Genomic DNA, 13368 nt, shown 5'->3' with positions numbered 1-13368 from the left:
CCATTTCTACAAGTATATTATTGCTTTTAAGCCAATTCTTTGACTTTCTTTTATTACATTTTCTAACCGCACTTTAAATCCGTGTAATTCCGCAATTCGCATAACAATAGAAAGCCCCAAGCCACTGCCCTTTTCATTTTGCCCAGCTGGACGATAAAAACGCTGACCAAGTTTTTTCAAATCTTCAGGCTCAACGCCGCCACCATTATCTTCAATAATAATCTGAGAAGATGCAATTTTTACTGAAACGGTTGTTTCTTCTGGACAATATTTAATGGCATTGTCGAGTAAATTTCTAAGCATCAATGAAACTAAAATTGATTGCCCTTGTTTTTGCTTTGGTTCAGATTCTTTCTCAAAAACCAAGGTAATTTTACGTTTTTCTGCCACAAAATAACGCTCAGAAATTAATGATTGAACAATGGCTTCCCAATCAAGCGGCTGTAGTGTTTCTAAGGCTTGCAAATTATCCAAACGAGAGAGCGTTAATAATTGTTCAATCAATTGCGAAGCCCGATCAATGCCTTGCGTTAAATGTAAAAGTGCTTGTTCTCGTAACGCTATATCATCGCCAGCGAGTTGCGCAACTTCAGTTTGAATACGCAATGCCGCCAATGGACTACGTAATTCGTGAGCTGCATCAGAAGTAAAACGGCGTTCTCGTTGCAGCATAGCTGAAGTGCGGTCAAAAAATTGATTTAAATTTTTTACTAAGGGTAAAATCTCAACGGGTAGCCCCTCCGTATTCAGCAATGACACATCGCCAGATTTTCTCCTTTGCACTTCTTGGCTTAAACGTTTAATTGGTCGAAGTTCTTTATGAATCAACCATCCTAAAACGATAATCAAAATAGGCAAACTGGCAAACCAAATCCACATTTGCCCAAAAATCATTTCTTCAATTAAATCTTCACGGTAATCTAATTCTTGCCCTACTGCGATAAATAATTCTCCATTAGCTGCCGTACGCCAAAAAATTCGCCATTTATCGTCATCATCATAAATATTCGCATTATGAAACCCCGTTTTATTATTAAAAATAAAACGTTTTCCATTTCGTCCATCACTAAATAAAAGTTTCCCTGTTTTAGAAAAAATAGCAAAGGCTAAGGCATCATCGTCATAACTTTTTTTTAATGCCGACTGTGAATTTTTATCTAGCTTTGTGCTAGATTCCAACAAAATAGCACTTAAATCAGAATTAGCGAGCCGTTCGGCAAAGAGAACTTGTTGTGCATCAAAAACTTTATTCACATCGTGACGTACTTGCCACCAAGCCACCAGCGTAGAACCAAACCAAACTAAAAGTGCGGTTAAAGAAAGCACAGAAATAAGACGCAAAGTAATGCTTCTATTTTTCATTTTTCAACTTGTCCTAAAGCATATCCAACACCGTGTACCGTGCGAATAAATTGTTTCCCCAATTTTTGGCGTAAATTATAAATATGCACATCCAATGCACCACTGCTAATTTCTTCATCCCAACTGGATAATTTTTCTTCAATCGATGTGCGAGACAACACACGATCTTTATTCAACATAAATAATTCTAATAATTTATATTCACGGCTTGTTAAAGAAATAAGTTGATTATTCAGCCAAACGAAACGTTGATTCTGATCGAGCTTAACCCCAGACTGTTCTATCACAGAATGATGATGTCCATAACGACGACGAATAAGGGCTTGTAAACGTGCGGCGACTTCAGCCAAAGCAAAAGGCTTGCAAAGATAATCATCTGCACCACTTTGTAAACCTTTAACTCGTTCATCTAAAGTATCGCGAGCAGTCAAAATTAATACGGGAACATCTTGATGATTAGATCGCCATTGTTGCAATACATCTAATCCATCAAGTTTAGGCAAGGTTAAATCCAATACCACCGCATCATAAGGCGCAGAGGTTAAAGCAACCATTCCTGTTTTTCCATCGGTAAACCAATCCACCGCAAAACCAAGTTTAGTTAAACCAATCTGTAACCCATTGCCGATTAGATTATCGTCTTCTATCAATAAAATTCTCATAAAAAATTGACCGCACTTTATAAACAAAAATAGCGAGCTAACGCCCGCTATCTTCAAAGATAATTATTCTGCTTTTTCAACGCGCAATACATCAAGTTCTGCTTTCTCAAAGGCTTCGTTATCCAATTTTCCATAAATTTTCACTTTATCCTTTGAATCTACGTTTAAACCATTCCAAACGCGTTTTTTGATTTCAATCTTGATTTGCCCTGTCCCATCAGTAAACCAAAATTCATCGTCATCAATTTGTTGTGTAATATTACCCACCAAAGTAATCATTGAATTATCAGCCGCAGATAAAGCTTGTTTTACGCTAATTGCAGCAGGGGCTGTTTGTTGAAAACCACCTTGACTATTATTGCCATTAAAACCAGCAAATGCTGAAGTGGTTGCTAATGCGAAGATTGTTGCTAATGCAAATTTTTTCATGACGTTTCCTTTTTAAGTTAGTTAATTTCAAGCACCATTGCTTGGATGTGTGTATTAAAACAAATAAATCTTAATAAAAGATTAAGAGGACTATACTTTTTTGGTAAGACTTTATCAAGGCAATTTCGCGACCACTGCATAGCCTTCAATTAAGCCGTCCACTTCATAAGAAGCATTTGCAGTAATAAAAGCAGCCTCGCCTTCTTTCAAAGAAAGTGCGGTCGTTTCTGAGCGTAAAACTACCCCAACGGGATAGCACTTAAATTAGCCTGGGGTATACTTACCCTAGGTAACTATAATAAATAAAAAATCCGCACAAAGGCGGACTTTTTTTTATCGTAAACAAATTATTTCTTTAAGGCTAATACCACTGATTCTCCAGCCACTACTTCGCCTGATTTTTTTACGATACAAGAAATTTCATCCATATTTGAAATTACGATTGGTGTTAAGACAGATTTTGCTTTTGATTCTAATAAAGGAAGATCAAATTCAATCACGGTATCACCACGCTTAATAGATTGACCTTCTTGTGCAATACGAGTAAAGCCTTCGCCTTTCAACTCAACAGTATCAATACCAAAGTGTACAAATAATTCTACGCCTTCTTTTGATTCCATTGAAAAAGCGTGATTGGTTTCAAAAATTTTACCAATCACACCATCCACTGGCGCAACGATTTTGTTACCAATAGGACGAACAGCAACACCATCGCCAACGATTTTTTCAGAGAAAACCACATCAGGAACATCTTCAATATTAACGATCTCGCCAGAGATCGGTGCATAAATTTCAACTTCCACAGATTTGTTTTCTTTTGAACCAAATAACTTGTCAAATAAGCCCATTTTAATCTCCTATCCATTCAAGATGGCTGCTATTTTAACGTAAAATCAAATACTTTTGTTTAATTTAATGAATTTTCCAGCAAAAATTCTTCAATTAATTGATCAATTTCTGCAGCGGTCGGTTTTTGTAATGCGGCATCAGCAAGCGCTTTTGCATCTTGGAAATTTACATTACGGATTAATTTTTTAATGCGAGGTACAGAAATCGCACTCATGCTAAATTCATCTAATCCCATACCAAGTAACAATAAAGTCGCGCGTTCATCCCCTGCTAATTCCCCACACATTCCCGTCCATTTTCCTTCTGTGTGAGAGGCATCAATCACTTGTTTAATTAAACCAAGCACTGAAGGGTGCATTGGATTATAAAGATGGGAAATAAACTCATTACCGCGATCTACAGCCAAAGTATATTGAGTTAAATCATTAGTTCCGATACTAAAGAAATCTACTTCTTTTGCTAAAAATTTTGCATTTACTGCGGCAGAGGGGGTTTCGACCATTACACCAACTTGGATATTATTATCAAACACTCTCCCCTCTGCACGTAATTCCGCTTTTAATGTTTCAATAACCGCTTTTAATTCTCGAATTTCTTCTACAGAAATAATCATCGGGAACATCACAGCCAATTTACCAAAGGCTGAAGCACGTAACACCGCACGTAATTGTGCATTTAAAATTTCACGCCGATCTAACGCAATACGAATCGCACGCCATCCCAAGAATGGATTCATTTCTTTTGGTAAATCTAAATATGAAAGCTCTTTATCGCCACCAATATCCATCGTACGAAGCACGGTTAAACGTCCGTTCATAGCTTCTACCACTTGTTTATAGGCAATAAATTGTTCTTCTTCTGTGGGAAGCTGCTCACGATCCATAAATAAAAATTCAGTTCGGTATAGCCCAATCCCTTCCGCCCCATTACGTTCTGCCCCGTCACAATCACGGATCGTCCCAATATTCGCGGCAACATCAACCTTATGTCCATCCAATGTGATTGCAGGAAGATCTTTTAATTTAGCTAACTCTGCTTTTTCCTCAGAAATTTTCGCTTCGAGTGCTTTTAATTCATCAATTTGAGATGCCGTTGGATTAATATAAACTTGATTATTTATCGCATCTAAAATTAAGTAATCGCCCGTATTGACTAATTTAGTCACTTTATTTGTACCAACAATCGCTGGCAATTCTAAAGAACGCGCCATAATCGAAGTATGGGAAGTTCTGCCACCAATATCAGTGACAACCCCTAATACTTTTTCGAGATTAAGTTGGGCGGTTTCTGAGGGAGTCAGATCATAAGCAACAAGAATAGATTCTTCCTGAATATCGCCAAGATCAACAATGTGCATGCCCAAAATATTTTTAACTAAACGGTTAGCAATATCCCGAATATCGCCTGCACGTTCTTTCAAATATTCATCATCAATTTCAGATAACATTGTCACTTGTTGATCTAAAATTTTACTCGCTGCAACACCTGCATTCACTTTATTTGAACGAAGATAATCAAGAATTTCTTCTTCTAATTCTTCATCCTCAAGAATCATCAAATGCCCTTCAAAGATTGCGGCTTTTTCTTCGCCTAAAGAAATTAATGCGCGTTCTCTAATTGAATTAAGTTGTTCTACCGCAGCAGCACGCCCTTCATAAAATCGAGCGACTTCTTCATCAATTTGATCATCTGTAATTTTTTGCGTATCAAGAACAATCTTTTCTTCTTTAAGAACAAGTGCCTTACCAAAGGCAATACCTGGGGATGCGAGAATGCCAGAAATCATAGATACCTTCCGAAACTATTAACAAAGTAATAAATAAACAATAGCCATAAAATTTCACAATTTTATGGCTAAGTAAGAATTATTCTAAAGTAGGAATTAACGCGACTAAATGTTCAACTGCCTGTTGCTCGTCTTCTCCATCAGCAGAAATGGTAAGTATTGTTCCCTGCGTTAAAGCTAATGTTTGCAACTTAAATAAGCTCTTTGCACTTGCACTTTTTCCCCCAGAGGTTACTGTAATTTCAGAAGAAAATGCTTTCGCTTCTTTCACAAATTGTGCGGCAGGGCGCGTGTGTAAACCGTTTGGCGCAATAATTTCCACATCTTTTGAATACATAATGCTACCTCGACTAATCAATGATTAAAAATATAAAACCAGAAAATTGCCCTAGTATCCTTTTTCAAAACAAAATAATCAAGAATAAACACCAAAAAGCCTGAATTAAATCATAAAAAAGGGCAAATAGTTTATTTATTATGCACAATCACAATCGTTAAACTGCTGAAAAATGACGTTGTGATTTTGTTTCACTTAAACTTTCAATTAATCGATGATAATTATCATAACGAACAGGCGAAATTTTCCCTTGCTCAACGGCTTCACGTAACGCACACCCTGGATCGCTCAAATGTTTACAATCACGGAATTTACAGGTGCCCAAAACATATTGAAATTCTCGATAGCCTTTTGTGATTTGCTCTGCATCTAAATGCCAAAGCCCAAATTCTCTAATTCCGGGCGAATCAATTAAATTACCGCCTTGTGGCAAATGGTAAAGACGTGACGATGTCGTGGTATGCTGTCCCAAGCCTGATGTTTCGCTCACATCCCCTACTTGAGCATTTACGCTAGGCAAAATATGATTAATTAAACTCGATTTACCAACACCAGATTGCCCAACAAAAATCGCCGTGCCTTGTGCCAAAAGTGCGGTTAATCTTTCCATATTTTCACCGCTCTTTGCTGAAATCATTAAAATCTCATAGCCAATATCTTGGTAAATTTTAAGTTGTTCTTCAATTTCTTGACGCTGTTCCTGCGTCAATAAATCCACTTTATTCAAAACAATTAATGGCTTGATTTCGGCTATTTCACACACAACAAGATAACGATCGATAATATTTAAGGAAAGCGTTGGCAATACTGCTGATACAATAATAATACGATCAATATTCGCCGCAATGGGTTTCAAGCCATCATAATAATCAGGGCGGGAAATTTCATTTTCTCTAGGATGAATCGCCTCAATCACGCCACTCACACCTTGTAATTGTTCATTGCCTTTACGCCAAACAACTTTATCTCCTACCACCAAACTCGACAGGGTACGACGCAAATTACAACGATAAATTTTGCCTTGTTCATTTTCAACATCTGCGTGAATAGAATAACGTGTGACCACAACGCCTTCTTGCGATTCGCCCAACATTTCATCTGACCATTCAATGTCTTTTTTCTTATGGCGATGTAATGTTTTCGCATTATTCGATTGAATTCTTCTGGTTTGGTTTTGAGTTAATTTACGTTTAGCCATAAAAGTGCGGTCGTTTTTTCCCTTGTTTTTGGTAAAATGAAAAAAATTTTTGCATAGGATACCTGATATTATGCCATTCGATAAACAAAATCTTATTTGGATTGATTTAGAAATGACCGGTTTAGATCCGGAAAAAGAACGTATTATTGAAATTGCCACTATTGTGACAGATAAAAATTTGAATATTTTGGCAGAGGGCCCAGTATTAGCGGTTCATCAGTCTGATGAATTACTCAATAAAATGAATGATTGGTGCCAAAAAACGCATAGTGAAAACGGCTTAATTGAACGCGTAAAAGCCAGTAAACTTACCGAACGTGCAGCAGAATTACAAACCTTAGACTTTTTAAAAAAATGGGTGCCGAAAGGTGCGTCGCCAATTTGCGGTAACAGCATTGCCCAAGATAAACGCTTCTTAGTGAAATATATGCCTGATTTAGCCGATTATTTTCATTATCGCTATTTAGATGTAAGCACATTAAAAGAACTTGCAGCGCGTTGGAAACCTGAAATTTTAGAAAGCTTTAAAAAAGAAAATACCCATTTGGCTCTTGATGACATTCGAGAATCCATTAAAGAGCTAGCTTATTATCGCGAACATTTCATCAAATTAGATTGACGAAAACTTCAACAAAAAAATTTCTTTTTATGAAATTGCCCTTGCAAGCCCTAAAAATATTTGTATAATACTACCCCATTCACTGATGTGAACTGCGGGAATAGCTCAGTTGGTAGAGCACAACCTTGCCAAGGTTGGGGTCGCGAGTTCGAGCCTCGTTTCCCGCTCCAGATTTCAATCCCTAGCCAAAAGGCTGGGGATTTTTTCTATCTACAAAACATATCGCCCAAACTCTAAAGTGCGGTGAATTTTCTCAAAAAATAAAGGCTTGTGATTTAATAACACAAGCCTTTATTTTTATGCTTTTTTCAACCGTTTTGCACGGCGTTTCATTCTTCTGACCCAACGGGTAATTCGCCACGCACGCGTAATTGAATAGACATAAAGGAAAAATAAAATGAAAAAGCCGACAAACATCGCCCATTCATTCACATAATAAATTTCCCCTAAAATACCGATAGTTGCACAAACTGCCGAAACAAGCGTAATCAATAAAAAGGCTTGTCTTGATGTTAAACCTGCTCTCACCATTAAATGATGAACGTGTAAACGATCTGGGCGGAATGGACTTTTACCTTTACGTACACGGCGATAAATAATCGCAACCATATCAATCAAAGGAATCGCAATGATCCAAAGTGCGGCTACTGGATTCATAGGATGCCCTTTTCCTTGCGTACTCAATAACAAAATCCAAATAATGGTAAAACCAATTAATGTACTCCCCGCATCGCCCATAAACACCTTATATTTCGGTCCAAATGGAATCCCTAGATTTAGCATCAAATAAGGTAAAATCGACAGGATTAAAGCAAAGCTCCAATGTGCCATATCCATTTGCCCATCTCGATACATTAAAATACCAATTGCCGCAAAAGAAACGCAAGAAAGCCCACCAAGCAATCCATCAATACCATCAATCATATTAAAGGCATTAATAATCGCGATAGTGGCAAATACAGTGATAATCAGCCCAATAGAACCCAGCGTTAATTGGAAAGGCCCTAAAATTTGACCAAGATGATCAAGATAAACATTCCCAAGATCGATCATTAAAATCGCCAATATTGCTTGAATGCCTGCTCTTAAAAAAGGGCTAATATCAAAGCGATCATCTAAAATCCCAATCGCCAATAAAACAAAAATACTGAACAAATAGAGATACGGTAATCGAAGCTGATCCCATTCCATTAGGTAATAGCAAAGATTACCAACAAAAAGCGACACGCCACCGATTAGCGGAATTGCGCCTTGATGACGTTTACGATAATTTGGCTTATCAACTAATCCAATCCAATTGGCAACTGGTCGCATCACAATCAATGTTAAAAACGAGCCAAGAAAAGTAACAAAAATACTCAACATAATGTGATCCTAAAAATTTTTTGCAAAGGATAACATAAGGCAAATTTACCTAGAAATATATTTTTCAAGAACCACTATTTTTCACTTCAACGCCACTGTTTTTATATTTAAATTTAACAGCTCCCCCCAAGTAGTTTATAAGGACATCAAATATAATTTGTTTAGTACAACAAGAAAGATATCAACCTTATGAATAGCTACACATATTGCCTTATTTAACCGTTAAAAAATCAAGAAAGTGTTTCAGTTAGGTTATAAATTCAAAGTATAATGACGACTCGTTTTTAGTTTGACAATTCAGTAGATACTAAAAATATATTGCCAAACAAAAATTTTGGCGTCTTCTATAAATCAATCTAGAGATTATTATATGAAACTGACAAAAACATTTCTCACTAGCGCATTGTTAGCTACTTCAATTTTTTCTGTTCAATCTACGGCTTAGGCAGATACGCCAGAACAGAAATTTCAACAAGGCTTTGAAGCTGCTAATAAAGGAGACTATCAAACTGCCCTCAAACTTTTGCAACCTTTAGCTGCACAGGGACATGCAAAGGCTCAATTTAATTTGGGGACGATGTATCACAATGGAGAAGGTGTTAAACGTGACCTTTCAAAAGCTAAAGAATGGTTCCGTAAGGCTTGTGATAAGGGTAATAAAAGGCTTGTGATACTTTAAAAATGTAGCGAAATCATTTTGAAATTAGGACGCTGAAAGCGTCCTTTTTTGTAGAAAATCAGACCTAATCTTCTACAACGAATATATCGTCGTAAAACTATACTATTAGTTAGTTAATTTCTTTCACAAGAATTTGTTTTAATATTTCCCTTTCCTCTCTTGCAAGTGCTTGCCCAAATTGGTTCGTCAAAATAAAAAAATCCTCGGCTTTCTCGCCCACTGTGGTAATTTTCGCATTCAATAAATTGAGATTTAACTCAGTGAAAATCTGGCTCACTTGGGCTAATAACCCTGCTTTATCCAAGGCAACCAGTTCCATTTCAGTATGCTCTTTTTTGTTTTCGTGTAAAAAACGCACGTCGGTTTGTACAGTAAAATGTTGAAGCTGGCGATTAAGTGTAATAGAAAGTGCGGGTAATTTTTCACTTTGAAGGGCTACTGTTAGGGTTTGCTCTAATTCTCGGCGACGATCAAATTCCACTAATTCTCCATTAAGTTCTGTGATGATAAAGCTATCAAAAACATAACCATCTTGTGTTGTAATAATCTGTGCATCGTGGATACTGAATTTTTTTGCACCAATGGTACTCACCACTTTATTAAATAAGTGCGGTTGATCTTGGCAATAAATAAACACTTCCGTGCCACCAAGTGAAAAGCGATTACTAATTTTCACTAATAATGCCTCAACTAAATCCACCAGCAAACTTGTATGCCATGCGATTTGTTTTGGCGTATTACGCACAAAATAATCTTCAGGGCAACGCTCCCATAATTGCTCAATCGAGATTAGTGCAATATTGGAATAATCCTGCGTTAAAATTTGTTGTGCAAGTTTTCGGTTTTCTGCCGATTTTTCTGAATAATCAAGCAATTCTTTCATGCCTTGTGCAAATTGTTGTTCGGTAAATTCATATAAAGAGGCAAAAAGCGAACGTTTCCAGCTATTCCATAAATTACCATTGGTTGCACAAATATCCGCCACCGTTAAACAAGTGAGATAATCTAATCGAACTTGATTTTGCACGGCTTCCGCAAAATTCATGACGACTTCAGGATCATGAATATCACGGCGTTGCGCAGTAATTGACATCAGTAAATGGGATTTTACGAGCCAAGCAAGGGTATCAATTTCTCGACGATCTAAACCATGTAATTGCGCAAAGTCTGCAACATCCACAGCACCAAGTTCTGCGTGATCACCGCCCCGCCCTTTTGCAATATCGTGGAACAACGCCGCAATATAAAGCAAAGTGCGGTCAGAAAGTTGACTAAAAATTCGATGGGCAATCGGATGTTCTTGCGCACTTTCCTGTGACAGAAAACTTTCCAATTTCAACATCACGCGTAATGTATGCTCATCCACCGTATAAATATGGAATAAATCAAATTGCATTAAGCCCTCAATGGCTTGCCATTGCGGAAGATACGCAGTTAATACGCCATATTGGTGCATCGGCATAAACGCACGCTTAATCGCATTAGGTTGATTAAACAAACGCAGAAATTTTTCCCGAGCAGCAGGAATTTCACATAATTTTTGTGGTAATTGCTCTAAGGAAATTTGTAATTGACGCAAGGTATCAGAATGAATATTGGCCTGTTCGTACTGCGTTAAATAAAAGAATAGATCTAAAATTCGTGCTGGTTTTTCTTGAAAAACACGGCTATTACGCAAACATAAGCATTGGTTAATCAGTTGAAAATCATCGTCTAACTGATCAATCACGCTATCCTGATTTGATGAAAGCACATTTTCTCGATAATGCTGAATCAACAAATTACTAATAAGGGAAATTCGGTGCAATGCTTGGAAAAAACATTTCATCATTTTTTCCACAGCTTGATTGCCTTCCCCTCGAAAACCCAACAATTCACTGACTTTAATTTGGCGATCAAACAACAGACGATTATCGTAACGTTTCAAAATCAAATGCAAAGCGAACCGCACTTTAAATAAAAAAGCACGACTTTCTTGTAGTTGCTGATATTCTTGAGGATAAATAAAACCACTTTGTAAAATGGCTTCAAGGGTCAGCGCCCCCGAATGGTGCAACGCCACCCAATACAACAAATGCAAATCACGCAAGCCACCGGGGCTGTACTTAATATCTGGCTCAAGGTTATAAGCCGTATTGTGATAACGCTGATAACGTTCTATTTGCTCTTGCACTTTGGCATTAAAAAAATCTTCTTTCGACCAAAAATCTGCACGTTTTACCAATTCATTTAGCGCATCAAAGTGCGGTCGATTTCCAGTGAGAAATCTTGCTTCTAATAAATTGGTGGCAATCGTAATATCTTGTTTTCCTTCCAATTCGCATTGTCGTAAGGTTCGGACGCTATGTCCCACCTCAAAGCCACAATCCCATAAAAATTGGATAAATTGGGTAATCTTTTCTTCAATTTCTGGGATTGGTGTTTGCTCGACCAAAATTAAAAAATCTAAATCCGACAAAGGAAACATCTCACGCCGTCCATAACCGCCCACCGCAATTAAAGAAATCCCCAGTTGTTCAGTTAATCCCATTTCCTGCCAAAGTTGAATCAATAAGGCATCATAAAAATCACTGCGATTTTCAATCAGCTCAAAAATGGAATAACGAGAAAAATTCTCGAGCTCAAATTGCTTGAGATTTTCTCGCTCAATTTTGACCGCACTTGGCGTTAAAGGAGAAGATAATGACAAAGGAAACAGCATGTTGATTGCCCTTTAGTGGTTAGAAGTGGCTTTATTATAAAGAAAAACAAAAAGGGCGTATATCTACGCCCCTACTTACAATTTAATGTCAATTACATATTAATCATAATCCGTGAAATTCGACCTTCTGCAATTTCTTCATCACGAATAGTCATCACTTCACAACCACTTTCCGTGACAACAAGTTGATGTTCATATTGTGCTGAATGACTACGATCTTTGGTTTTTACTGTCCAACCATCTCCCATCACACGCACTTCTTTTTTGCCTGCGTTAATCATTGGTTCAATCGTGAACACCATTCCGGGTTTTAAAATCACACCGCCATCATCTGCGTAATAATGCAATACTTGAGGTTCGCAGTGAAATTCTGTACCAACGCCGTGTCCGCAATATTCACGCACAACACTGAAAGTTTGACTTTCCGTATATTTTTGCACAGCTTTACCTATTTCATTTAAACGAATATTGGGTTTTACAGTGCGTATCCCAACATATAATGCCTCTTGTGCGGCTTCCACTAACTTTTTACTACGAATATTCGTTTCGCCACCCACGATATACATTTTTGAGTTATCGCCAAAATAACCGTCTTTAATCACGGTAACATCAATATTCACAATATCGCCATTTTTAAGCACTTTATCGTCACTTGGGATACCGTGACAAACGACTTCGTTAATGGAAATACAGGTTGCCTTTGGGAAACCGTGATAATTCAAACAAGCGGGAATAACCTTTTGTTCATTTACCATATATTCGTGACAAATGCGATCAAGCTCGCCTGTGGTTACGCCTGCTTTTACGTAAGGTTCAATCATCACAAGCACATCGGAAGCCAATTTACATGCCTCGCGTAATTTTACAATTTCTTTTTCAGTTCTAATTGGAATAGCCATTTTTATCTCACTTTTTTGAAAAAAACTTTGCGAGATTATAGCACGATTTCTAGGAAAAAACTGGATTACACTTGAATGGAGTAAAGGGTTATTAGATAATGGCAGGATTGAAATTTTAGGAAAGTAGGAAATAGTTATGATAGATGATATTGCAGTGCCACTGACATTTACTGATGCAGCAGCAAATAAAGTAAAAAGTTTAATCAGCGAAGAAGAAAATACTAATTTGAAATTACGTGTGTATATCACAGGGGGGGGGTGCAGCGGTTTCCAATATGGTTTTACCTTTGATGAAAAAGTCAATGACGGCGATTTAACCATTGAAAAATCAGGTGTTCAACTTGTGATTGACCCGATGAGTTTACAATATTTAATCGGCGGTACAGTCGATTATACTGAGGGTTTAGAGGGTTCACGCTTTACTGTAAATAATCCAAATGCCACCAGCACTTGTGGCTGTGGTTCATCCTTTAGTATCTAAG

The 13368-nt window shown here is 37.3% G+C and carries 14 protein-coding genes and 1 tRNA gene; 4 read left to right on the top strand and 11 right to left on the bottom strand.

Annotated elements, in window-relative coordinates; translation table 11 throughout:
- Nucleotides 1-6: 6 nt before the first annotated feature.
- The 8 genes from qseC to rsgA form a co-directional block, all read right to left on the bottom strand.
- Nucleotides 7-1362 (bottom strand): quorum sensing histidine kinase QseC, encoded by a 1356-nt coding sequence (gene qseC / locus ACPT8Q_RS05280; RefSeq protein WP_005689743.1) that lies wholly within the window; start codon nucleotides 1360-1362, stop codon nucleotides 7-9.
- Nucleotides 1359-2024, bottom strand: coding sequence for a response regulator (locus tag ACPT8Q_RS05275; RefSeq protein WP_061671240.1), 666 nt, complete (start codon nucleotides 2022-2024; stop codon nucleotides 1359-1361). The genes qseC and ACPT8Q_RS05275 overlap by 4 nt, the downstream gene beginning before the upstream one ends.
- A gap of 63 nt (nucleotides 2025-2087) precedes the next feature.
- Complete coding sequence (locus ACPT8Q_RS05270; protein ID WP_005688032.1) at nucleotides 2088-2453, bottom strand: YgiW/YdeI family stress tolerance OB fold protein; 366 nt, start codon at nucleotides 2451-2453, stop codon at nucleotides 2088-2090.
- Between the two features lie 114 nt (nucleotides 2454-2567).
- Nucleotides 2568-2663, bottom strand: coding sequence for a hypothetical protein (locus ACPT8Q_RS05265; RefSeq protein ID WP_005689745.1), 96 nt, complete (start codon nucleotides 2661-2663; stop codon nucleotides 2568-2570).
- 137 nt (nucleotides 2664-2800) lie between these two features.
- Entirely contained in the window at nucleotides 2801-3301 is a 501-nt protein-coding gene (gene crr, locus ACPT8Q_RS05260; RefSeq protein WP_005688036.1) for a PTS glucose transporter subunit IIA, read from the bottom strand.
- A gap of 59 nt (nucleotides 3302-3360) precedes the next feature.
- The gene (gene ptsI, locus ACPT8Q_RS05255) at nucleotides 3361-5088 is read right to left on the bottom strand and encodes a phosphoenolpyruvate-protein phosphotransferase PtsI (RefSeq protein ID WP_050949437.1); all 1728 of its coding nucleotides are present in this window, start codon (nucleotides 5086-5088) and stop codon (nucleotides 3361-3363) included.
- Between the two features lie 79 nt (nucleotides 5089-5167).
- Nucleotides 5168-5425 (bottom strand): phosphocarrier protein Hpr, encoded by a 258-nt coding sequence (ptsH, locus tag ACPT8Q_RS05250; protein ID WP_005654341.1) that lies wholly within the window; start codon nucleotides 5423-5425, stop codon nucleotides 5168-5170.
- A 157-nt stretch (nucleotides 5426-5582) separates the two neighbouring features.
- Complete coding sequence (rsgA, locus tag ACPT8Q_RS05245; protein WP_050949438.1) at nucleotides 5583-6623, bottom strand: small ribosomal subunit biogenesis GTPase RsgA; 1041 nt, start codon at nucleotides 6621-6623, stop codon at nucleotides 5583-5585.
- 70 nt (nucleotides 6624-6693) lie between these two features.
- On the opposite strand from rsgA, the gene orn reads away from it, so the two are divergent.
- Both orn and ACPT8Q_RS05235 read left to right on the top strand, forming a co-directional pair.
- Complete coding sequence (gene orn / locus ACPT8Q_RS05240) at nucleotides 6694-7242, top strand: oligoribonuclease (RefSeq protein ID WP_050847501.1); 549 nt, start codon at nucleotides 6694-6696, stop codon at nucleotides 7240-7242.
- 94 nt (nucleotides 7243-7336) lie between these two features.
- Nucleotides 7337-7412: transfer RNA gene (locus ACPT8Q_RS05235), tRNA-Gly, on the top strand.
- A gap of 127 nt (nucleotides 7413-7539) precedes the next feature.
- Here ACPT8Q_RS05235 and wecA read toward each other — a convergent pair.
- Entirely contained in the window at nucleotides 7540-8607 is a 1068-nt protein-coding gene (gene wecA / locus ACPT8Q_RS05230; RefSeq protein WP_050949439.1) for a UDP-N-acetylglucosamine--undecaprenyl-phosphate N-acetylglucosaminephosphotransferase, read from the bottom strand.
- 577 nt (nucleotides 8608-9184) lie between these two features.
- Between wecA and ACPT8Q_RS05225 the strand changes: the two genes are divergently transcribed.
- On the top strand, nucleotides 9185-9286 hold the full coding sequence (locus tag ACPT8Q_RS05225; protein WP_230304901.1) for an SEL1-like repeat protein: 102 nt from the start codon (nucleotides 9185-9187) through the stop codon (nucleotides 9284-9286).
- A 109-nt stretch (nucleotides 9287-9395) separates the two neighbouring features.
- On the opposite strand, the gene glnD is transcribed toward ACPT8Q_RS05225, so the two are convergent.
- Together glnD and map are read right to left on the bottom strand one after the other, a co-directional pair.
- Nucleotides 9396-11987, bottom strand: coding sequence for a bifunctional uridylyltransferase/uridylyl-removing protein GlnD (gene glnD, locus ACPT8Q_RS05220; RefSeq protein WP_061671241.1), 2592 nt, complete (start codon nucleotides 11985-11987; stop codon nucleotides 9396-9398).
- 92 nt (nucleotides 11988-12079) lie between these two features.
- On the bottom strand, nucleotides 12080-12886 hold the full coding sequence (gene map / locus ACPT8Q_RS05215) for a type I methionyl aminopeptidase (RefSeq protein ID WP_061671242.1): 807 nt from the start codon (nucleotides 12884-12886) through the stop codon (nucleotides 12080-12082).
- Between the two features lie 136 nt (nucleotides 12887-13022).
- On the opposite strand from map, the gene erpA reads away from it, so the two are divergent.
- The gene (gene erpA, locus ACPT8Q_RS05210) at nucleotides 13023-13367 is read left to right on the top strand and encodes an iron-sulfur cluster insertion protein ErpA (protein ID WP_021035408.1); all 345 of its coding nucleotides are present in this window, start codon (nucleotides 13023-13025) and stop codon (nucleotides 13365-13367) included.
- Nucleotide 13368 lies beyond the last annotated feature (1 nt).

The organism is Haemophilus sp. HN_Hi10, from assembly GCF_049821985.1.
Classification (GTDB): domain Bacteria; phylum Pseudomonadota; class Gammaproteobacteria; order Enterobacterales; family Pasteurellaceae; genus Haemophilus; species Haemophilus influenzae_D.
The sequence above is the reverse complement of the archived record's forward strand: the minus strand, read 5'-3'. Positions and strand labels throughout refer to the sequence as shown.

Bases quoted from the DNA above. Each gene is read 5' to 3' on its own strand.
- qseC (WP_005689743.1), bottom strand. From the start codon at position 1,362: ATGAAAAATAGAAGCATTACTTTGCGTCTTATTTCTGTGCTTTCTTTA.
- ACPT8Q_RS05275 (WP_061671240.1), bottom strand. From the start codon at position 2,024: ATGAGAATTTTATTGATAGAAGACGATAATCTAATCGGCAATGGGTTA.
- ACPT8Q_RS05270 (WP_005688032.1), bottom strand. From the start codon at position 2,453: ATGAAAAAATTTGCATTAGCAACAATCTTCGCATTAGCAACCACTTCA.
- crr (WP_005688036.1), bottom strand. From the start codon at position 3,301: ATGGGCTTATTTGACAAGTTATTTGGTTCAAAAGAAAACAAATCTGTG.
- ptsI (WP_050949437.1), bottom strand. From the start codon at position 5,088: ATGATTTCTGGCATTCTCGCATCCCCAGGTATTGCCTTTGGTAAGGCA.
- ptsH (WP_005654341.1), bottom strand. From the start codon at position 5,425: ATGTATTCAAAAGATGTGGAAATTATTGCGCCAAACGGTTTACACACG.
- rsgA (WP_050949438.1), bottom strand. From the start codon at position 6,623: ATGGCTAAACGTAAATTAACTCAAAACCAAACCAGAAGAATTCAATCG.
- orn (WP_050847501.1), top strand. From the start codon at position 6,694: ATGCCATTCGATAAACAAAATCTTATTTGGATTGATTTAGAAATGACC.
- wecA (WP_050949439.1), bottom strand. From the start codon at position 8,607: ATGTTGAGTATTTTTGTTACTTTTCTTGGCTCGTTTTTAACATTGATT.
- ACPT8Q_RS05225 (WP_230304901.1), top strand. From the start codon at position 9,185: ATGTATCACAATGGAGAAGGTGTTAAACGTGACCTTTCAAAAGCTAAA.
- glnD (WP_061671241.1), bottom strand. From the start codon at position 11,987: ATGCTGTTTCCTTTGTCATTATCTTCTCCTTTAACGCCAAGTGCGGTC.
- map (WP_061671242.1), bottom strand. From the start codon at position 12,886: ATGGCTATTCCAATTAGAACTGAAAAAGAAATTGTAAAATTACGCGAG.
- erpA (WP_021035408.1), top strand. From the start codon at position 13,023: ATGATAGATGATATTGCAGTGCCACTGACATTTACTGATGCAGCAGCA.